The 18,670-nt window shown below is 61.5% G+C and carries 21 protein-coding genes and 1 pseudogene; 13 read left to right on the forward strand and 9 right to left on the reverse strand.

Annotation, left to right across the window (positions count from 1 at the left end):
• Positions 1–261 (reverse strand): cation:proton antiporter (locus tag L9Z73_RS05660; protein WP_247397295.1); only part of this gene is annotated, 261 nt, incomplete at its 3' end.
• A gap of 147 nt (positions 262–408) precedes the next feature.
• On the opposite strand from L9Z73_RS05660, the gene L9Z73_RS05665 reads away from it, so the two are divergent.
• The 3 genes from L9Z73_RS05665 (at position 409) to L9Z73_RS05675 (ending at position 2,017) form a co-directional block, all read left to right on the forward strand.
• Positions 409–645: a glutaredoxin family protein gene (locus tag L9Z73_RS05665; protein ID WP_247397298.1), complete on the forward strand. Its 237-nt coding sequence runs from the start codon at positions 409–411 to the stop codon at positions 643–645.
• Between the two features lie 74 nt (positions 646–719).
• The gene (locus L9Z73_RS05670; RefSeq protein ID WP_247397301.1) at positions 720–1,055 is read left to right on the forward strand and encodes a transcriptional regulator; all 336 of its coding nucleotides are present in this window, start codon (positions 720–722) and stop codon (positions 1,053–1,055) included.
• 71 nt (positions 1,056–1,126) lie between these two features.
• Positions 1,127–2,017 carry a pseudouridine synthase gene (locus L9Z73_RS05675; protein ID WP_247397304.1) on the forward strand — a complete coding sequence of 297 codons (891 nt, stop codon included), beginning with the start codon at positions 1,127–1,129 and terminating at the stop codon, positions 2,015–2,017.
• Positions 2,018–2,071: 54 nt separating this feature from the next.
• Here L9Z73_RS05675 and L9Z73_RS05680 read toward each other — a convergent pair whose 3' ends face one another.
• From L9Z73_RS05680 to L9Z73_RS05690, 3 genes and pseudogenes are all read right to left on the reverse strand, one after another.
• Entirely contained in the window at positions 2,072–2,293 is a 222-nt protein-coding gene (locus tag L9Z73_RS05680; RefSeq protein WP_247397306.1) for a YgdI/YgdR family lipoprotein, read from the reverse strand.
• Between the two features lie 79 nt (positions 2,294–2,372).
• Positions 2,373–2,936, reverse strand: a complete 564-nt coding sequence (gene mobA / locus L9Z73_RS05685) for a molybdenum cofactor guanylyltransferase MobA (RefSeq protein ID WP_282598525.1) — start codon at positions 2,934–2,936, stop codon at positions 2,373–2,375.
• An 18-nt stretch (positions 2,937–2,954) separates the two neighbouring features.
• Positions 2,955–4,148 (reverse strand): annotated as a pseudogene (locus tag L9Z73_RS05690) (AsmA family protein); the annotation flags it as partial.
• Between the two features lie 322 nt (positions 4,149–4,470).
• On the opposite strand from L9Z73_RS05690, the gene L9Z73_RS05695 reads away from it, so the two are divergent.
• The 7 genes from L9Z73_RS05695 to L9Z73_RS05725 all read left to right on the forward strand — a co-directional run bounded on the left by L9Z73_RS05695 (position 4,471) and on the right by L9Z73_RS05725 (position 10,308).
• Positions 4,471–6,132 (forward strand): OFA family MFS transporter, encoded by a 1,662-nt coding sequence (locus L9Z73_RS05695; protein ID WP_247397308.1) that lies wholly within the window; start codon positions 4,471–4,473, stop codon positions 6,130–6,132.
• Between the two features lie 307 nt (positions 6,133–6,439).
• Positions 6,440–7,033, forward strand: a complete 594-nt coding sequence (gene hisB / locus L9Z73_RS05700) for an imidazoleglycerol-phosphate dehydratase HisB (RefSeq protein ID WP_003218037.1) — start codon at positions 6,440–6,442, stop codon at positions 7,031–7,033.
• Positions 7,033–7,671, forward strand: a complete 639-nt coding sequence (gene hisH, locus L9Z73_RS05705) for an imidazole glycerol phosphate synthase subunit HisH (protein ID WP_145159878.1) — start codon at positions 7,033–7,035, stop codon at positions 7,669–7,671. The genes hisB and hisH overlap by 1 nt, the downstream gene beginning before the upstream one ends.
• The gene (locus tag L9Z73_RS05710; protein ID WP_247397309.1) at positions 7,672–7,929 is read left to right on the forward strand and encodes a DUF2164 domain-containing protein; all 258 of its coding nucleotides are present in this window, start codon (positions 7,672–7,674) and stop codon (positions 7,927–7,929) included. It begins immediately after the preceding gene.
• 39 nt (positions 7,930–7,968) lie between these two features.
• On the forward strand, positions 7,969–8,706 hold the full coding sequence (gene hisA, locus L9Z73_RS05715; RefSeq protein ID WP_247397310.1) for a 1-(5-phosphoribosyl)-5-[(5-phosphoribosylamino)methylideneamino]imidazole-4-carboxamide isomerase: 738 nt from the start codon (positions 7,969–7,971) through the stop codon (positions 8,704–8,706).
• A 9-nt stretch (positions 8,707–8,715) separates the two neighbouring features.
• Positions 8,716–9,486, forward strand: a complete 771-nt coding sequence (hisF, locus tag L9Z73_RS05720) for an imidazole glycerol phosphate synthase subunit HisF (RefSeq protein WP_122730394.1) — start codon at positions 8,716–8,718, stop codon at positions 9,484–9,486.
• 66 nt (positions 9,487–9,552) lie between these two features.
• Positions 9,553–10,308 carry a substrate-binding periplasmic protein gene (locus tag L9Z73_RS05725; RefSeq protein WP_247397311.1) on the forward strand — a complete coding sequence of 252 codons (756 nt, stop codon included), beginning with the start codon at positions 9,553–9,555 and terminating at the stop codon, positions 10,306–10,308.
• Between the two features lie 3 nt (positions 10,309–10,311).
• On the opposite strand, the gene L9Z73_RS05730 is transcribed toward L9Z73_RS05725, so the two are convergent.
• The 5 genes from L9Z73_RS05730 to gpmI all read right to left on the reverse strand — a co-directional run bounded on the left by L9Z73_RS05730 (position 10,312) and on the right by gpmI (position 17,245).
• Positions 10,312–11,901 carry a serine protease gene (locus L9Z73_RS05730; protein ID WP_247397312.1) on the reverse strand — a complete coding sequence of 530 codons (1,590 nt, stop codon included), beginning with the start codon at positions 11,899–11,901 and terminating at the stop codon, positions 10,312–10,314.
• Between the two features lie 99 nt (positions 11,902–12,000).
• Positions 12,001–12,786, reverse strand: coding sequence for a divergent polysaccharide deacetylase family protein (locus tag L9Z73_RS05735; RefSeq protein ID WP_247397313.1), 786 nt, complete (start codon positions 12,784–12,786; stop codon positions 12,001–12,003).
• Between the two features lies 1 nt (position 12,787).
• Positions 12,788–14,104: a S41 family peptidase gene (locus L9Z73_RS05740; protein WP_247397314.1), complete on the reverse strand. Its 1,317-nt coding sequence runs from the start codon at positions 14,102–14,104 to the stop codon at positions 12,788–12,790.
• Positions 14,105–14,134: 30 nt separating this feature from the next.
• A complete protein-coding gene (locus L9Z73_RS05745) occupies positions 14,135–15,430 on the reverse strand; it encodes a murein hydrolase activator EnvC family protein (RefSeq protein ID WP_247397316.1) in 1,296 nt (431 codons plus the stop codon).
• 288 nt (positions 15,431–15,718) lie between these two features.
• Positions 15,719–17,245, reverse strand: coding sequence for a 2,3-bisphosphoglycerate-independent phosphoglycerate mutase (gpmI, locus tag L9Z73_RS05750; protein ID WP_247397319.1), 1,527 nt, complete (start codon positions 17,243–17,245; stop codon positions 15,719–15,721).
• A gap of 151 nt (positions 17,246–17,396) precedes the next feature.
• Between gpmI and L9Z73_RS05755 the strand changes: the two genes are divergently transcribed.
• From L9Z73_RS05755 to secB, 3 genes are read left to right on the forward strand one after another with little or no spacing between them, the layout of a single operon-like run.
• Positions 17,397–17,810, forward strand: coding sequence for a rhodanese-like domain-containing protein (locus tag L9Z73_RS05755; protein ID WP_017849931.1), 414 nt, complete (start codon positions 17,397–17,399; stop codon positions 17,808–17,810).
• A 1-nt stretch (position 17,811) separates the two neighbouring features.
• Complete coding sequence (grxC, locus tag L9Z73_RS05760) at positions 17,812–18,066, forward strand: glutaredoxin 3 (protein WP_017849930.1); 255 nt, start codon at positions 17,812–17,814, stop codon at positions 18,064–18,066.
• A gap of 42 nt (positions 18,067–18,108) precedes the next feature.
• Entirely contained in the window at positions 18,109–18,588 is a 480-nt protein-coding gene (secB, locus tag L9Z73_RS05765; protein ID WP_014716520.1) for a protein-export chaperone SecB, read from the forward strand.
• Positions 18,589–18,670: the final 82 nt, after the last annotated feature.

Below are 18,670 nucleotides of genomic sequence, written 5' to 3' on the forward strand. Positions count from 1 at the left end.
CAGGCCAAATACCACGCGGCGCAGCTCGAACATTTTGCTCAGCGAGAACTCCAGGCCCAGGGAAAACAGCAGGAACACCACGCCCAGTTCAGCGAGGTCAGGCAGGTGTTCGCTGTCATTCACCCAGTCGAGGGCGGTCGGCCCCACGGCCAGGCCCACGCACAGGTAGCCCAGCACGGGCGGCAATTGCAGCCGGCGAAACAGCGCAATCACCACCAGGGATGAGGCCAGAATGATCAGCAGGTTGGCGAACACAAGCATCTCCGTTGTAGGGGGGGGCGGACAAAAAGCCGCGAGAGTCGCTGAATCAGTTATAGGACGTGGTGACCTGGGTCAGGGTTTATCGGCTCGCCAGCGCTATTGAGTCGGCCTAAAATGGGCGCCTATTCCTGATCAGGTTCTATCGTCATGCCTCCTGAATGCCAGTTGTTCACTACTCTGGGCTGCCATCTGTGTGAGCTCGCCGAAGAAGAAATCATGCCGTTGGTCGAACATGGGTTGATGGTGGAACTGGTGGATATCGCCGATTCCGAAGCCCTGTTCGAAGCCTACGGCCTAACGATTCCGGTGCTGCGCCGGGTAGACACGGGGGCTGAACTGGCTTGGCCGTTCGACACCGAGCAAGTCGTGTCCTTCCTACTCTAGCGCTTGGGCGATGGCAGCTTTCTCAATATTGGGTTACTGTATGTTTGTACAGCGATTGAATAGAGGGAACGCCCGTGGTGAATGTTGAACAACTGAAAAGCAGCGTTAATCGCATGTCCGCCGATGTCGTGCGCGACGCGGTGAACGAGCTGCGCCTCGATGGCCTGGTCACGGAAGGCAAGACGCCGTTTAACAAAGTGCATTTCAATACCTGCTTTGCCGAGATCGAGGCGCTGTTCCAGCGCGCCGGTTATCACAGGCAGTTGGATGTGGTGGGTTACCAGGGCTTGCTGTACGCGCTGTATGATCCGGGCCGTTGGGAAGCGGTGGACGTATTGCGCTGGCTCAAGGAATTTACCGACGCCGCCAGTGCTTCGCCGATCCTGCGGGCACAATTGGCCAAGGCCTGAGATCCGCCCTAGGCTCAATCCCGCTCCATGCGGGATAATGCCGGCCTGTTTCCCAGGCTTCGAGCATCTGCATGTCCACTTCCGGTTTTTCTGCGTCCCAGCATCAAGCCAGCACCTTGTACTTGCCGCCTGGCCCTTGGGCGACGGTGCTCGATTGCCTGTGCGAGCATTTCCCGGCGATCGGCCGCGCGCAGTGGCTGGACCGCATCGCCCGTGGCCGCGTGCTGGATCTGCAGGGCAGTCCGATCCGCCTGGACCTGGCCTACAAGGAAGGCCTGTGCATCTACTACTTCCGCGAAGTGCCGAACGAAAAAGTCATCCCGGTGCAGGAAACCATCCTGTACGCCGACGAGCACCTGGTGGTGGCGGACAAACCGCACTTTCTGCCCGTCACCCCAGCCGGTGAGTACGTCGAGCAAACCCTGTTGCGCCGCCTTATTCGCCGCCTGGACAACCCGTCCCTGGTGCCCCTGCACCGCATCGACCGGCACACGGCGGGGCTGGTGCTGTTCTCGGCTAACCCGCGAAGCCGCTCGGCCTATCAGCAGTTATTTCCCACTCGCAAAATCGACAAATTCTACGAGGCTATCGCCCCAGCCTTGTCGAACCTGACCTTCCCCCTGGTCCATAAAAGCCGCCTGGTGGATGGCGAGCCATTCTTTCGCATGCAGGAAGGGCCAGGCACCAGCAACACCGAAACGGCCGTGGAAGTGCGCGAAACCCACGGCGATTTATGGCGCTATGGCCTGTTCCCCGTGACCGGTAAGAAGCACCAGTTGCGGGTACACATGACGGCCCTCGGGGCGAGTATCTGCAATGATCCGTTCTACCCCGACGTAATCAAGGATGCCGTTGACGACTACGCCAATCCCTTGAAGCTGCTCGCCCAAGGCGTGCGTTTTATCGATCCGGTAACGGGTGAAGAACGCAGTTTCCGCAGCCAAATCACCCTCGACTGGTAACCCCGGAAACGACAAGGCCCGCGCGAGGCGGGCCTTGTGTGCAAGCGTTGCGGCTTACAGGTCTTTAACGGTACGCACTTGATCTTTGTTGATGCGGGTACGCTTGCCGTCAAGCTGTTCGAATTCGTAGAAGCCCGAAGCCTTGTCAAATTGTGGGGTATCGACAGCCTGGATTTCGCGACCGTCATTCAGGGTGATCACTGTTGGCGAGGCGCAACCGGCAAGGGTAGCGAGGCCTAGTGCAAGCATGAGAGCGGCGATGGTCCGTTGAGTCATGGGTGTGTCTCCGAGAGAATTCTTTTTGAGTGCTGACAGTGTGACGCGTGGCGCGTCGACAAAGTTCCTTGTGCGAGGTTCATTCTGACATGCCAGGCCCTGTGTGTAACAGCGCAGGCGTGTTCAGGTTGGCCAGGCGCGGATCGTCTGCCGGGCATTCCAGCCCGACGCCACCCAACTGCAGGAAAATCTTGCGCGGGCTGCGCTCACCGGCTTGCCAGGCCTGTTCTACCGCGCTTTGCAGGTAGGTGGGGATGATGCAGATCAACGGTTCCCAGAATTCTCCGTGGCGCACCATCACCGGCAGCCGCGGATTGCGCTGCGCCGTCTCGCGCAGATCGGCGAGCAGTCGGGCGTCAAGGTGCGGTACATCGCACGGTAAGATCAGCACGTGCCCATGGCGGGCGGCGCTCAATCCTGCGCGGATACCGGCCAGCGGTCCGGGGAAATCCGCGCTGTCGTCACTCACCACCTGGTCGGCATAGGGCGCGTACCGCTCCAGGTTGCGGTTGCACGAGATGATCAGGTCGTCGGTCAGTGGGCGCACCAAGTGTTGCAAGTGCGCAATCAGCGGCTGGCCGTGCCATTCCAGCAAGCCCTTGTCTTGTCCGCCCATGCGTTGGCCGCGGCCACCGGCCAACAACAGAATCGAACAGGGCAGGGGCGAAGAGTCGTCGGCGTTGAAGGTGTCACCCTTGAGTTGCACACGCAGCGATTGCTTGGCGAAATCGTCCACGGCGACGCGGCCGGTGAAGGTGCTGCTGTCGAGTTTCAGGTTGAGGTCTTCCAGGGCCAGGCGGGTGGGCGTGCCTTGGAGGCGGCTGACCAGCTCGACCTTGCTCAGGCTGCCCTCGGCCATCGATGGCAGCGGGTTGCCGATGCTGTCGAGGAACTTGGCCAGGTCAAACTGGGCGACGGACAGGGCGCCGCTGATCTGCGGGGTCTTGTCCAGGTCGTTGACCTTCAGTTCGCCGAGGGCGCGCAACTGGTTGGCCGAGAGTTTCAGGTTGGTCCATTCGGCAATGTTGGCCGCCAGGTCCACCAGCAGTTGGCCTTGGGTGGAGAAGGTCACGGTTTTGCCTTGCAGCGGCTCGCCGGTGGCTTCACCACTGATCCTCATGTCTTCGAGCTGATAACGCTTGAGCGCACGCTGAATGCGCAGGTTGCCGTTGAGTTCGGTCTTGACGCGCATGACCGGCTGGTTGCTGCCGAGGAACGCGGTGAGCTTCAGCGGAATACTTGCCCCTTCGTGGATGGCGCCCGCACTCAGTTGGATGCTTTCGGCGCTGAACTGCTTGCCGGTCTGTTCATCGTTGTATTCGATGCGGGCGTTGTTGATGGTCAGGCTGTCGATGTCCAGGCGGATGGGCTGCGGCGGTTTCTCTGCCTTCACCTCGGTCGGCGGTGGCGCCGGTTGCGCTGGGGCTGGGGTCTCGGTGGTCGCCTCGGGGGCGTTCTTGCCGATGTCTTCCCAGTTGCCGTGGCCTTGCTTGTCGCGGTTGAGGCGCAGGTTCAGGCCTTCGACACGCACATCGCTCATCTGTACTTCGCGGCGCAGCAGCGGCAGCACGCGTACCGACAGGCCGAGCATCTGCAGATCGGCAAACGGTTGGGTCGGGGTGGTCAGGGTTGCGACGCTGGCTTCGTGCAGTTCCAGGCCCAGCCAGGGGAACAGGCTCCAGCCGATGTCGCCATTGAGCGTCAGCTCGATGTGGGCCTTGTCGCGGGCAATCTGGCGAATCTCGTCTTTGTAGTCGTTGGGATCGAAGAGATGGGTCAGGGCAAAGCCGAGAGCCACAATGATCAGCAACAGCCCGAGAAGTACCAGACCCAGGATTTTGCCGAACGCTTTCATGGGCGAGTCCTTGTATGTCGATTTCAAAATTTAGCCGCAGAGTATAGCGCCCGATGGCCTGCGTCAGTTCACGGATCGTTACATTGTATCTAGCGTCGGGACGGTATTCTGGCGTCAAAAAACACAAATAATTCCCAAAAGGTAGTGGCACTTTGGTTTTTCTGTACGCCGTTGATGCTAATCTCTGCGCGTTCGTCCGCCTTCTGCGACGTAACGTCGCGCTTTAAATGGAGTTCTATTCAACAAAACGGCCACGCTTTGCGTGCAAGGCCGAAGGAGAGCGCGCCTGACGAACACATACTAATAACTGGGGGAAACACCAATGAGCACTAGCACTGCGGCGGGTATCACTGCCGCGCAGCCTGCGTTCCTGTCCAAGGAGCGCATCATCGCCAAGCCCGGGTTCAACCGTTGGCTGGTTCCACCGGCCGCCCTGGCCATCCACCTGTGTATCGGCATGGCCTACGGCTTTTCGGTGTTCTGGCTGCCGCTGTCCAAGGCGCTGGGGATCACCACGCCGGTCGCCTGCGCGCCGGATATGAGCTTTATCGCCCAGGTCTTCTCGTCCCAGTGCGACTGGCCGATCTCCATGCTCGGCTGGATCTACACCCTGTTCTTCATCTTCCTGGGCTGCTCGGCAGCGATCTGGGGCGGCTGGCTGGAACATGCCGGGCCACGCAAGGCGGGCGTCGTCTCGGCATTGTGCTGGTGTGGCGGCCTGCTGATTTCGGCGCTGGGGATTTATACCCACCAGATCTGGTTGATGTGGATCGGCTCCGGCGTCATTGGCGGTATCGGCCTGGGGCTGGGCTATATCTCGCCCGTGTCGACCCTGATCAAGTGGTTCCCGGACAAGCGCGGCATGGCTACCGGCATGGCGATCATGGGCTTCGGCGGCGGCGCAATGGTGGGTGCGCCCCTGGCGGCGGCGCTGATGGGGCACTTCGCTTCGCCAACCAGCGTGGGCGTGTGGCAGAGCTTTTTGGTGATGGCGGCGATTTACTTCGTGTTCATGATCGGTGGCGCACTGTCGTACCGCGTCCCGCCGACCGGCTGGAAGCCTGAGGGCTGGACCGCACCGGAGAAAAAAGCCAGCAACGCGATGATCACCCACCGTCACGTTCACGTGAACGTGGCCTGGAAAACTCCGCAATTCCGCCTGGTATGGCTGGTGCTGTGCCTGAACGTATCTGCCGGTATCGGCATCCTCGGCATGGCTTCGCCGCTGCTGCAGGAAGTGTTCGGCGGCAAGTTGCTGGGTGTGGATGTGCCGTTCGGTCAACTGAATGCCGGGCAACTGGCGTCGATCGCGGCGATTGCGGCGGGCTTTACCGGGTTGTTGAGCCTGTTCAACATCGGTGGCCGGTTCTTCTGGGCGTCGTTCTCCGACTACCTGGGCCGTAAAAACACCTACTTCGTGTTCTTCGCCCTGGGCTTTGCCCTGTATGCGCTGATCCCGAACCTGGGGCACCTGGGCAACGTGGCGCTGTTCGTGGCGGCGTTCTGCATCATCCTGTCGATGTACGGCGGCGGTTTTGCGACCGTTCCGGCTTACCTGGCCGACCTGTTCGGCACCCAGATGGTCGGCGCGATCCACGGTCGCCTGCTGACCGCTTGGGCTGCGGCGGGCGTGCTGGGCCCGGTGTTGGTGAACTACCTGCGTGAGTATCAGTTGAGCATCGGCGTCGAACGCGCCGCTGCCTACGACATCACCTTGTACATCCTCGCCGGCCTGCTGGTGCTGGGTTTCATCTGCAACTTGCTGGTGCGCCCGGTGGACGACAAGTATTTCATGACCGACGCCGAACTGGCCGCCGAACAGGCGCTGGGCCATGACAAGGGCGCGGATTCGAGCACCGTGCTCGAATGGCAAGCCTCCGCCGGCAGCAAGCCGCTGGCTGTCGCGGCATGGTTGGTCGTGGGTATTCCGTTGGCGTGGGGTGTGTGGGTGACCCTGCAGAAGACGGCGGTACTGTTCCACTAAGACCGCCCGACCGCTGTGGGCAATCTTGTTGTGGCGAGGGAGCTTGCTCCCGCTGGGTCGCGAAGCGACCCCAATCGATTTACCGCATGCCTCAGGCAGGTCGCGGTGACAGGTTTTGGGGCTGCTGTGCAGCCCAGCGGGAGCAAGCTCCCTCGCCACGCAAGCCCGTCCCCTACTTGTACGCACATGTCTATCCCCGACCCTCCTCGCTTCAACTCGTCAGTCTTATCCCCTTCGATGTTTCTGTTTAGCGCCCGCGCCCCTATAATGGCTGCCTTTTTCGCCCAATGATTTTGCGGAGCTGGTGATGGCCGAACGTAAGGCGTCCGTCGAGCGCGACACTCTGGAAACCCAGATCAAAGCCTCGATCAACCTGGATGGCACCGGAAAGGCCCGATTTGATATCGGTGTACCTTTTCTTGAGCACATGCTGGACCAGATCGCCCGTCATGGGCTGATCGACCTGGATATCGTCAGCAAGGGCGACCTGCATATCGACGACCACCACACGGTGGAGGATGTCGGTATCACCCTCGGCCAGGCGTTTGCCAAGGCCATCGGCGACAAGAAAGGCATCCGTCGCTACGGCCACGCCTATGTCCCGCTGGATGAAGCGCTGTCGCGGGTGGTCATCGACTTCTCCGGCCGCCCAGGCCTGCAGATGCACGTGCCCTACACCCGCGCCACTGTGGGCGGTTTCGACGTTGACCTGTTCCAGGAATTCTTCCAGGGTTTTGTCAACCACGCACTCGTCAGCCTGCACATCGACAACCTGCGCGGCACCAACACCCACCACCAGATCGAAACCGTGTTCAAGGCATTCGGTCGCGCGCTGCGCATGGCGGTGGAGCTGGATGACCGTATGGCCGGGCAAATGCCATCGACCAAGGGCGTCCTGTAATGCAGACGGTCGCGGTTATCGATTACGGCATGGGTAACCTGCACTCGGTGGCCAAGGCCCTCGAACACGTAGGTGCCGGCAAGGTGCTGATCACCAGCGATGCCAATGTGATTCGCGAAGCCGACCGCGTGGTGTTCCCAGGCGTTGGCGCGATTCGCGATTGCATGGCTGAAATTCGTCGTTTGGGCTTTGACAGCCTGGTGCGTGAAGTCAGCCAGGACCGACCGTTCCTGGGTATCTGCGTGGGCATGCAAGCCTTGCTCGACAGCAGTGAAGAGAACGACGGCGTGGACTGCATCGGCCTGTTTCCAGGCCAGGTGAAGTTCTTCGGCAAGGACCTGCATGAAGACGGCGAGCATCTGAAAGTCCCGCACATGGGCTGGAACGAAGTGCGTCGCACCGTCGATCACCCGCTGTGGCATGAAATCCCGGACATGGCGCGCTTTTACTTCGTCCACAGCTATTACATCGCCGCCGGTAACCCGCGCCAGGTGGTGGGTGGCGGGCACTACGGCGTCGACTTTGCCGCTGCGCTGGCCGAGGGTTCGCGTTTTGCGGTGCAGTTCCACCCGGAGAAGAGCCATACCCATGGCCTGCAATTGCTGCAGAACTTCGCTGCGTGGGACGGTCGCTGGTAAATGGCCAAGAAGCCGAAGCTGCCGATCCTGAACCTCACGCCCGAACAGGAGCGTGAGGCTACCAACAAGATCAAGCGCTTCATGGAGGACCGTTTCGAGCTCAAGCTGGGCTCGTTCGAGGTCGCTGAGATCCTTGAGTTGTTCACCCTTGAAGTTGCGCCGCACTATTACAACAGGGCGATTTTCGATACGCAGACGCTCCTTAGAGAAAGGTTCGAAAGTATCGAAAGCGACCTGTGGTCGCTTGAGAAACCCTGATTTCCCAAGCATTGCTGAATATCGAATAAGGTTTGCCAGATGCTGATTATCCCCGCTATCGATCTCAAGGACGGCGCTTGCGTCCGTCTGCGCCAGGGCCGCATGGAAGATTCCACGGTGTTCTCCGACGACCCGGTGAGCATGGCTGCCAAATGGGTGGAAGGTGGTTGCCGTCGTCTGCATCTGGTGGACTTGAACGGCGCCTTCGAAGGCCAGCCGGTCAATGGTGAAGTGGTGACCGCGATCGCCAAGCGCTACCCGAACCTGCCGATCCAGATCGGCGGCGGTATCCGCTCCCTGGAAACCATCGAACACTACGTCAAGGCTGGCGTGAGCTACGTGATCATCGGCACCAAGGCCGTGAAAGACCCAGCCTTCGTCGCCGAGGCCTGCCGCGCGTTCCCGGGCAAAGTGATCGTCGGCCTGGACGCCAAGGACGGTTTCGTCGCCACCGACGGCTGGGCTGAAATCAGCACGGTGCAGGTGATCGACCTGGCCAAGCAGTTCGAAGCCTGCGGCGTGTCCGCCATCGTTTATACCGACATCGCCAAAGACGGCATGATGCAGGGCTGCAACGTGCCGTTCACCGCTGCGCTGGCGGCGGCGACCAAGATCCCGGTGATCGCTTCCGGTGGCATCCACAACCTGGGTGACATCAAGTCGCTGCTGGACGCCCGGGCCCCTGGGATCATCGGCGCCATCACCGGCCGCGCGATCTACGAAGGTACCCTGGACGTCTCCGAAGCCCAGGCTTACTGCGATGCCTACAACGGCTGAGGACTGACCATGGCGCTGGCCAAACGCATCATCCCTTGCCTGGACGTCGACAACGGTCGCGTGGTCAAGGGTGTCAAGTTCGAGAACATCCGTGACGCCGGCGACCCGGTGGAAATCGCCCGTCGCTACGATGAGCAAGGTGCCGACGAGATTACCTTTCTCGACATCACCGCCAGCGTCGACGGCCGCGACACCACGCTGCACACCGTCGAGCGCATGGCCAGCCAGGTGTTCATCCCGCTGACCGTGGGCGGTGGCGTGCGCTCCGTGCAAGACATCCGCAACCTGCTCAATGCCGGCGCGGACAAGGTCTCGATCAACACCGCTGCAGTGTTCAACCCGGAGTTCGTCGGCGAAGCCGCGCAGCACTTCGGCTCGCAGTGCATCGTGGTGGCCATCGACGCCAAGAAAGTCTCCGGCCCCGGCGAAACCCCGCGCTGGGAGATCTTCACCCACGGCGGGCGCAAGCCGACCGGCCTGGACGCGGTGGAGTGGGCGATGAAGATGGAAGGCCTGGGCGCTGGTGAAATCCTGCTGACCAGCATGGACCAGGATGGCATGAAAAACGGCTTCGACCTCGGCGTGACCCGCGCCATCAGCGATGCGCTGGGCATTCCGGTGATCGCCTCTGGCGGCGTCGGCAACCTGCAGCACCTGGCCGACGGCGTGATCGAAGGCCACGCCAGCGCCGTGCTGGCGGCGAGTATTTTCCACTTTGGCGAATACACCGTCCCCGAGGCCAAGGCGTACATGGCCGCGCGCGGTATCGTGGTGCGCTAAACGCTGCTGGACACCATGGCAAGTGCGCGGCACTCTCTGCGCTTGCCATGGATTCCGGTAACTTTCATGTTCAAAGACCTGCTGCTCGCCCTCGCCAGTACCTCCGTGCTCATGATCGGAGCGTCCCAAGCCGAAGAATCGTCTGACGCCTCCCTGGTGTTGCTGACGGAAAACTTCCCGCCCTACAACATGGCGAAAAACGGCAAGAACTTTGCCAAGGAAGACAACATCGAAGGCATCGCCGTGGACATCGTGCGCGAAACCTTCAAGCGTGCCGGCATTTCCTACAACCTCACCCTGCGCTTTCCTTGGGAGCGGATCTACAAACTTGCCCTGGAAAACCCCGGCTACGGCGTGTTCGTGATGGCTCGCCTGCCAGAGCGTGAAGCGCTGTTCAAATGGGTCGGCCCTATTGGCCCGGATGACTGGGTGATGCTGGCCAAGGCCGACAGCAAGATCCAGCTCGGCGAGCTGGCGCAGGCGCGGCGCTACAAGATTGGCGCCTACAGGGGCGACGCGATTGCCGAGACCCTGGAAAGGCGTGGCCTCAAGCCCGTGCTGGTGTTGCGTGACCAGGACAACGCGCAAAAGCTGCTGGATGGTCAGATCGACCTATGGGCCACCGGCGACCCGGCCGGCCGCTACCTGGCGCGCCAGGTCGGTGTGACCGGGCTCAAGACGGTCCTGCGTTTCAACAGCGCCCAGTTGTACCTGGCGCTGAACAAGGACGTGCCGGATGAGACGGTGGCCAAGCTGCAGGCGGCGTTGGATCAATTGCGCAAAGAGGGCGTGATCGACGAGGTCATGGCACGTTATCTATAGCTATCAACGCGGCTTGAGCAGGTCCACACGCAAGGTCGACGGCTGTTCCGCCTGGTCGAAGGCATAGGTGCAGATCTTGTAGGGCGTGTCCCGAACCGGGATCAGATGGGCGTACTTTTCCAGCGGCATGGCAGGGTAGTCATTGAGCGGACGCACGAGGTCGATGATGTCCTCGTCGTCTTCATCCGCAGGCGCAGGTGCAGGCGGTATAGGCAGGTAGTTCACCGGCCGCAGGCAATCGGTGGTAGCGGCGGGACCGTACTTGTAGGTGTAGCGCTGCATGAACGGTGGCGCGAGGTTCCAGATCACCGTATAGGCCGCCAGCCCAAGGTTATCCACGTTGATCGTCAGGTTGGGCGTGCGTGCCGGTCCTGGCTCGGCCAACTCCACCGCCAGGCTCAAGGCGTTTTTCATCATGCCGTTGGTCACCGGTTGCTCGGCAGAGTCCACTCCCACGATACACAGCATGTGCACCCCGGTTTGCGGGCCGATGGGGTCGTTGATGGAGGCACCGATCGCCTCGATCGGCGAACTGTAGAGCGCCGGATTCTCGCAATCGATGGCGCGCCGCGTGGTTTTGTAGCGGTAGAACGGGGTGTTGGTGGTGAACGTCAGGTTCCAGCGCGGCACGATGTCCTTGCCTTTGCCGCCGGACTTCTTGAGAAAGTATTGCTGGATGGGCTCCGGGGTCTGGAAGGTGATCGTGGTGGTCGGGTAGAGCTCGCAGTGTTCGCCGTCAGCCTTCAGCGCGCCGTCGACGAAGCAGTGATTAAGGAACGTCACCGGGCTGCCGTAGTTGGTCTCGGGGTGCCAGACGGGTAGACCGTTGTTGATCTCGCAGGGTGCATCGCGCTGGCATTTGCGTTCTTCCGGCTGGCCCCGAGTGCTGGTGCTGAGGATGCCAAAGAGCTGGTTAGTGGCGCGGTCCAGCAATGGGCCGCCAAAGCCGCCCAGGCCAATGTCCTGGCACTGGTTCTTCATGGTGACCCGCCACACGAACGGCTGCTCCAGCAGTTCGCGCGAGGCCTGCTGCGTGCAGGCTGACAGATGCAGGGTGTTCCATTCCGGCGCCACCAGGGCGAGGATGTCGACGCCATCGGCGGGCACCTCCTCGGCCAGTTTCAGCGGTGTGATGCCCGCCTTGATCAAGTCCGCCAGGGGTGCCTGCAACTCGATAATGGCCAGGTCGACTCCCTGGCTGCTGCCCCAATTCAGGGTTTTGAGCGGGTAGGTCTTGATGGTTTCGAGGGTGTCGTCGAAGTAGTTGAAGCTGATGCTGCCCTTGATCGGCAAGTCCCGTTGCACTGCACCGTTGAGCCGATGCAGGCAATGGCTGCTGGTAACGACATAGGCCGGCCCGGACTTACCGCTGTCATCGCGGGAGTCCAACAGGCTGGCGGTGCAGAGTGTCTGGGCGTCATTGCGGACCCGGCCGACGCCGTTCCAATGCTCATGCTGGCGCTGCGCATTGCTGAGCATGCGCGCAGGGCTGGCGTTGGCCAAGCCTTCGCCGAAGTCCTTCGGGGCGCCCCAAAGTGCGAAGGGCAGGGTGGACAGGAGGCTGAAAAAAAGCGCTGAAAAGGGCGTTTTCATGGGTCGTCCTTGAGTTGACGCGAGTCCATCCAGAGGCTTCTGGGTGGCTGCCATGGCAGGCGTCAACTATCGAAGGATCGTCCGGTCACCAAGTGGTATTTATCTACGCGCCGGCTGGTAGGTGCCGTTCTTGCCGTGCCCCGCCATCGCCTGATTGCTGCGCACGCTGATCATCAACTTGATATCGATCCAGTCCACGCCCTGGGCCTTGAGCTTGGGCAGTTCGCGTTCGAGCACCGCCAGGGTCTGCGGATACGGATGGCCGATCATCACCGCTGAGCCCTGTTTATGGGCCAGTCTGATTGCGCTCTGCAATTGCGTGGTGATCGCGGCTTCGGTGCGTTCATCGTCGAGGAACACATCCCGCGAGATACTGGCCAGGCCGATCTTCTGCGCTTCGGCGGCGCCGACGGTTTGCGCGCTGGTGCGGCTGTCGACAAAGAACTTGTGACGCCGCTGCAACTCGCCCATCAGCCAGGCCATGGCTTCGGGCTGGGCGGTCATGCGGCTGCCCATGTGATTGTTGATGCCAGCGGTGTAGGGCACGGCCTTGAACGCGGCGTCCAGGCGTTTGCCGAGTTCTTCGATAGGCAGCTCGGGGTGCCATGCGAACGGCCCGGTGGCCGGGTCCATGGGCATGTGCAGGATCACGACCTTGCCGGCCTTGTGCGCTTCGCGGGCGAATTCGGCGGCGTGGGGCGTGTCGGGCATGATCGCCGTGGTCACCGGGCCGGGCAGGGCCAGCACGCGGCGATCCCGGGGCAGGTTTTGCCCCAGGTCGTCGATGATTAAGGTCAGGTAGGCTTTGTGCGGTTCGTTGGCCGGGGTCGCGTGGGCGACCCCGGCCAGGCTGCACAGTGCAGCGATGATCAGGGCAACGCGCATATCAACGGCTGCGCGTGATGCTCAAGCCCTTGAGCAGGCTCAACGCCTGGGCCAGTTGATAATCATCGTCCTGCGGCATCGGCTTGGCTTTGGTGCTGCTGCCGGTCGGCTGGTCGGCACCGCCGTTGCCATTGCCCAGGTGACCTTGCAGGTCGGCTTCCTTGTAGTACTCGCTGTCGGCCTCGTTGGTGATCTTGGCCTTGCGCACTTCGATGTCCGGCACGATGCCCTGGGCCTGGATCGAGCGGCCGTTCGGCGTGTAGTACAGCGCGGTGGTGATTTTCAGGGCGCGCTCGTTGTTCAGCGGCAACACGGTTTGCACCGAGCCTTTGCCGAAGCTGGTGGTGCCCATCAGCACGCCGCGCTTCTGGTCTTGCAGGGCGCCGGCGACGATCTCCGAGGCCGAGGCGCTGCCGCCGTTGATCAGCACGGCCAGCGGCACGTTTTCGCTGAGGTCGTTGCCAGTGGCCGAGAAGCGCAGCTCGGAGTTGGCAATACGGCCCTTGGTGTAGACGATCAAGCCTTTGGTGATGAAGTGGTCGACCACTTCCACCGCCGACTGCAGCACGCCGCCGGGGTTGTTGCGCAGGTCGAGCACGATGCCGTTGAGCTTCTTGCCGTTGTCTTTACGCAGCTTGGCCAGGGCCTTGGCCACTTCGTCGCCGGTCTTGACCTGGAACTGGGTGATGCGGATGTAGCCGTAGCCCGACTCCAGCAACTGGCTCTTCACGCTCTTGACCGTGATGGTCGCGCGGGCCAGGGTCACGTCAAACGGGGCACCGCCGTCGCGCACCAGGGTCAGGGTGATTTTCTGGCCGATCTTGCCGCGCATCTTGTCGACGGCTTCGGTCATGGTCTGGCCGCGAGTCGGTTGGCCGTTGATCTTGACGATCAGGTCACCGGCCTGGATGCCGGCCTTGGACGCCGGGGTATCGTCGATCGGCGAGACCACTTTGATCTGGCCATCTTCGGCGCCGACTTCAATGCCCAGGCCACCGAACTCACCGCTGGTGCTTTCCTGCAGTTCGGCGAAATCTTCCGGGCCGAGGTAAGCGGAGTGCGGATCGAGGTTGCTGAGCATGCCCTTGATGGCATTTTCCAGCAGGGTCTTGTCGTCTACGGGTTCGACATAGGCTGCCTTGATCCGGTCCATGACCTCGGCAAAGGTGCGCAGCTCTTCCAGCGGCAACGGCGCCTTGGTGGTCGCGGCCGTGCCGGCGGGTGCAGCCGGTGCGGCCTGGTCGGCGAAAGCCAGAGGCGCGCCGATCACCAGAGCGATCGTCAGGGCCAGCGAAGTGAGGCGGGACAAATGCAGCATGTCGAACGAACTCCTAATGTAGATGCGACCCTATCCTTGGGTGCGGCACCATTGTGCAGGGTCGCTCGGGCGGCCCTGCTGACGAATAGCGAAGTACAGCGCCGGGGTGTCCTGGCCGCCACTGTTACCGACAGTGGAGATGGATTCACCGGCTTTTACCACATCACCTGCCGACTTGAGTAAAGTCTGATTGTGGCCATAAAGACTCAAATAGCCATTACCGTGGTCGAGAATCACCAATAGACCGGCGCCCCGCAACCAATCGGCAAACACCACGCGACCGCCGTGGACGGCGTGGACCTGGCTGCCGGCGGCGGCACTGATCATCACCCCATCCCACTTGGCGCGGGTGTCATCGCCACGGGTTTCCCCAAAGCGTGCCAGTAGTCGACCATCAACGGGCCATGGAAGTTTGCCGCGAGCTGAAGCAAAAGGGCCGCCGAAGGATTCGCCCGCGCTGGAAACCAGCGGGCCAGGCGCTGCATGCGCCGGTTTACGTGGGGCCGGAGCGTCGGTAGTGGCTGCCAGTTCGGCCTCACGCTGACGCTTTTTTTCTGCTTCCTGCTGGGCGATCAGCGCTTTTTGTCGCGCTTCCTCGGCCTCGCGTGCCTGGCGGGCCAGGGTTTCTTCGATGGTTTTCAACACTTTGCCGAGGTCGGCCTGGTCCTGCTCGCGGGCTTGCAGCTTAGCGTCACGGGCCTTCACGTCGTCATTGAGCTTGGCCAGGGCCAGTTGGCGTTCCTTGCGCACCTTGTCGAGCTGGTCGCGCTGGGTGTCGAGGGCGCTTTTCTGGTCGAGCAACTGTGACTGCTGGTCGGCGATTTCCTGTTCGACGTTGGCCAGTTGGCGCAGGGTTTCGTTGAAACCCTTCAATTGAGCCAGGCGGGCCTTGCTCAGGTAATCGTAGTAGGTGAGGGTGCGCGCGAATTTTTCCGGGTTCTGCTGGTTGAGCAGCAGCTTAAGGTATTCCTGGCGGCCGCTCTGGTAGGCGGCGCGGGCCTGGATCGCGATCAGGCGTTGCTGTTCAACGCGTGCGCTCTGGAGTTTTTTTTTCTCAGCGTCGAGTCGCTCCAGTTCCGACTCGCTCTTCTTTAATTCTTTTTGTAGCTCCTGGACTTGTTTCTCCAGCTGGCCCATTTCGGTTTCCGTGCCGCGCAGGTCTTTCTGCACCCCGGATTTTTCTTCCTGGAGCTTGCCGAGCAGTTTTTTCAGCTCGGTAATGTCCTGACGCGTAGCGTCCAACTGTTGTTGGGTTTGTGCGCGCTCATCGGCAAATGCCGGTTGGAGCAGGCAGACAAGAGCGAGGGTAATCAAGGCGCGAAGCATAGAGGCGGGCGACACCAGGGAAATGGACGGCCTAGTATGCCCGCCAAGCGCTGCAAAAAAAACGCCCATTTGGGGCTTCCGGGCAAGATAGGTGCCGAGTGGCAGTGGTATGGCGAAAAGACACCTACCCAACACCGCGAGTCCAATGTGGGAGGGGCGGTGCGACGATTCGACTTGCCCCCGATTGCGGTGTGTCAGCTGAATAGGTGTTGGCTGACCCACTGCTATCGGGGGCAAGTCGAATCGTCGCACCGCCCCTCCCACATTAGCTTCGCGGTGTTATTTAGATCAGACCAGGATTGAGGTGCCGGTCATTTCTTTCGGCTTCTCCAGCCCCATCAACATCAGCATGGTCGGCGCTACATCGGCCAGCACGCCACCGTTGCGCACTTTCAGGTCGCGCTTGCCGACGTAGATGAACGGCACCGGCTCGGTGGTGTGGGCGGTGTGGGCTTGTCCGGTGGATTCGTCGGACATTTGCTCGCAGTTGCCGTGGTCGGCGGTGATCAGCGCTTCGCCGCCGACTTTTTCCAGGGCGTCGACGATGCGGCCCACGCACAGGTCCAGGCATTCGACAGCCTTGATCGCGGCGGCCAGGTTGCCGCTGTGGCCGACCATGTCGCCGTTGGCGTAGTTGACCACGATCACGTCATAACGCTGGTGATCGATGGCGTCGACGATCTTGTCGGTGACTTCCGGCGCGCTCATTTCCGGCTGCAGGTCGTAGGTCGCGACTTTTGGCGACGGGATCAGGATGCGCTCTTCGCCCGGGAACGGTTCTTCGCGGCCACCGGAAAAGAAGAAGGTCACGTGGGCATATTTCTCGGTTTCGGCGATGCGTAGCTGGGTCTTGCCGTTTTTCGCCAGGTAGTCGCCCAGCACGTTTTCCAGGCTACCCGGGGCAAAAGCCGACGGGGCCGGGATGTTGGCGGCGTATTGGGTGAGCATGACGAACTCGACTTTCGGCTGACGCGCGCGTTCGAAGTCGTTGAAACCGGCATCGACGAACACGTGGCTCAGCTCGCGGGCACGGTCGGCGCGGAAGTTCATGAACACTACGGCATCGCCGTCTTCCACCTTCACCGGCTCGCCGATGGTCGTGGCTTTGACGAACTCATCGCTCTCGCCACGCGCGTAGGCGGCTTTCAGGCCTTCCTGGGCGGTGGCGGCGTTGAATTCGGCCTGGCCGTCGACGATCAGGTTGTAGGCCTGGGACACGCGGTCCCAGCGGTTGTCGCGGTCCATGGCGAAATAGCGACCGACCAGGCTGGCGATACGGCCCTTGCCCAGGGCGGCGAAGGCGGCGTCCAGCAGTTCGATCGACGACTGCGCGCTTTTCGGCGGCGTGTCGCGGCCGTCGAGGAAGGCGTGCAGGTAGATCTTGTCGGCGCCGCGCTTGAAGGCCAGTTCGGCCATGGCCACGAGATGGTCCTGGTGGCTGTGTACGCCGCCGTCGGACAGCAGGCCCATGAAGTGAACGGCCTTGCCGGCGGCGACGGCTTTATCGACTGCCGCGCAGATGGTCGGGTTCTCGAAGAACTCGCCGTCGCGGATCGCTTTGGTCACGCGGGTGAAGTCCTGATAGACCACTCGTCCGGCGCCGAGATTCATATGGCCGACTTCCGAGTTGCCCATTTGGCCGTCTGGCAGGCCCACATCCATGCCCGAACCGGAGATCAGGCCGTTGGGCTGGGTGGCGGTCAGGCGGTCCAGCACCGGCTTGTTGGCCGAGTACACGGCGTTGTCGTGGTGGCTTTCACTGTGTCCGAAGCCATCGAGAATTATCAGGACCAAAGGTTTAGGCGTCGTAGTCATAGATCCTCTCGCGGCGGTAATTAATGAAGGGGATTGAAAAGGGAGTGGCAGTTTAAAGCGAAGTTCCGACCACGTCACCGCTTTACGGGGGTTGGCCCCCCCTGACGGCTGTGTATACTTACCGCCATTTTAACGCCCTGGAACCTCCTTGATGGTTGATCACCTGATTGCATTTGCCACTGCCCACTACCTGCTCGCGGGTGCCTTCGTCATCCTGCTGGCGCTGCTGATCGCTCATGAAATGAGCCGCGGTGGCCGCAGCCTGAGCACGTCGGAGCTGACCGCGCTGGTCAACAAGGATGAGGCCGTTGTCGTGGATATCCGTCCGGCCAAGGATTTTGCCGCCGGTCATATCGTCGGTGCCCTGAACATTCCCCAGGACAAGCTGATCGCGCGCCTGGCCGAGCTGGAAAAGCACAAGGCCAAGACCATCATCCTGGTCGACGCCCAAGGCCAGCACTCCGGCACTCACGCCCGCGAAATGCTCAAGACCGGCTTCACCGCCGCCAAGCTGTCTGGTGGTATCAGTAGCTGGCGCGCCGATAACCTGCCGCTGGTGAAGTGATATGAGCCAGGTTGTCGTGTATTCCAGCGATTGGTGCCCTTACTGCATGCGGGCCAAGGCCTTGCTGGAGAAGAAGGGTGTTGCCTTCGAAGAGATCAAGGTCGACGGCAAACCCCAGGTGCGCGCCGAAATGGCCCAGAAGGCGGGGCGCACGTCCGTGCCGCAGATCTGGATCGGCGCCAAGCACATCGGTGGCTGCGATGACCTGTTTGCCCTTGAGCGCGCCGGAAAGCTGGACGCGCTGCTTCACGTCTGACTCCTAAACCCTAAAAGACCCCAAGATCAAGAAGGATCTGCGATGACTGACCAACAGAACACCGAAGCAGCAGAAGCCCAAGGCCCACAGTTTTCGCTGCAGCGCATCTATGTACGCGACCTGTCGTTCGAAGCACCGAAAAGCCCGGCCATCTTCCGTCAGGAATGGACCCCAAGCGTTGCGCTGGACCTGAACACCCGTCAAAAAGCGCTGGAAGGTGACTTCCACGAAGTCGTGCTGACCCTGTCGGTCACCGTCAAGAATGGCGAAGAAGTGGCCTTCATCGCTGAAGTGCAACAGGCCGGTATCTTCCTGATCCAGGGCCTGGACGAAGCGTCCATGAGCCACACCCTGGGTGCGTTCTGCCCGAACATCCTGTTCCCGTATGCCCGCGAGACCCTGGACAGCCTGGTCACCCGTGGCTCGTTCCCGGCGCTGATGCTGGCTCCGGTGAACTTCGATGCCCTGTACGCGCAAGAGCTGCAGCGCATGCAACAGGAAGGCGCACCGACCGTTCAATAAGTCGATGCGATAAAAAATGTGGGAGGGGGCTTGCCCCCGATGCCGGAGTGTCAGTCGACATCTATTTGACTGACCCACTGCA

The organism is Pseudomonas emilianonis, assembly GCF_023072625.1.
In the GTDB taxonomy this organism is placed as follows: domain Bacteria; phylum Pseudomonadota; class Gammaproteobacteria; order Pseudomonadales; family Pseudomonadaceae; genus Aquipseudomonas; species Aquipseudomonas paraveronii.

Excerpts from the sequence above, each read along its gene's own strand:
- L9Z73_RS05680 (WP_247397306.1), bottom strand. The coding sequence starts at position 2,293 with ATGACTCAACGGACCATCGCCGCTCTCATGCTTGCACTAGGCCTCGCT.
- L9Z73_RS05725 (WP_247397311.1), top strand. The coding sequence starts at position 9,553 with ATGTTCAAAGACCTGCTGCTCGCCCTCGCCAGTACCTCCGTGCTCATG.
- L9Z73_RS05675 (WP_247397304.1), top strand. The coding sequence starts at position 1,127 with ATGTCCACTTCCGGTTTTTCTGCGTCCCAGCATCAAGCCAGCACCTTG.
- gpmI (WP_247397319.1), bottom strand. The coding sequence starts at position 17,245 with ATGACTACGACGCCTAAACCTTTGGTCCTGATAATTCTCGATGGCTTC.
- L9Z73_RS05665 (WP_247397298.1), top strand. The coding sequence starts at position 409 with ATGCCTCCTGAATGCCAGTTGTTCACTACTCTGGGCTGCCATCTGTGT.
- grxC (WP_017849930.1), top strand. The coding sequence starts at position 17,812 with ATGAGCCAGGTTGTCGTGTATTCCAGCGATTGGTGCCCTTACTGCATG.
- L9Z73_RS05735 (WP_247397313.1), bottom strand. The coding sequence starts at position 12,786 with ATGCGCGTTGCCCTGATCATCGCTGCACTGTGCAGCCTGGCCGGGGTC.
- L9Z73_RS05755 (WP_017849931.1), top strand. The coding sequence starts at position 17,397 with ATGGTTGATCACCTGATTGCATTTGCCACTGCCCACTACCTGCTCGCG.
- hisA (WP_247397310.1), top strand. The coding sequence starts at position 7,969 with ATGCTGATTATCCCCGCTATCGATCTCAAGGACGGCGCTTGCGTCCGT.
- L9Z73_RS05710 (WP_247397309.1), top strand. The coding sequence starts at position 7,672 with ATGGCCAAGAAGCCGAAGCTGCCGATCCTGAACCTCACGCCCGAACAG.
- L9Z73_RS05740 (WP_247397314.1), bottom strand. The coding sequence starts at position 14,104 with ATGCTGCATTTGTCCCGCCTCACTTCGCTGGCCCTGACGATCGCTCTG.
- hisB (WP_003218037.1), top strand. The coding sequence starts at position 6,440 with ATGGCCGAACGTAAGGCGTCCGTCGAGCGCGACACTCTGGAAACCCAG.
- secB (WP_014716520.1), top strand. The coding sequence starts at position 18,109 with ATGACTGACCAACAGAACACCGAAGCAGCAGAAGCCCAAGGCCCACAG.
- hisF (WP_122730394.1), top strand. The coding sequence starts at position 8,716 with ATGGCGCTGGCCAAACGCATCATCCCTTGCCTGGACGTCGACAACGGT.
- L9Z73_RS05745 (WP_247397316.1), bottom strand. The coding sequence starts at position 15,430 with ATGCTTCGCGCCTTGATTACCCTCGCTCTTGTCTGCCTGCTCCAACCG.
- hisH (WP_145159878.1), top strand. The coding sequence starts at position 7,033 with ATGCAGACGGTCGCGGTTATCGATTACGGCATGGGTAACCTGCACTCG.
- L9Z73_RS05730 (WP_247397312.1), bottom strand. The coding sequence starts at position 11,901 with ATGAAAACGCCCTTTTCAGCGCTTTTTTTCAGCCTCCTGTCCACCCTG.
- L9Z73_RS05695 (WP_247397308.1), top strand. The coding sequence starts at position 4,471 with ATGAGCACTAGCACTGCGGCGGGTATCACTGCCGCGCAGCCTGCGTTC.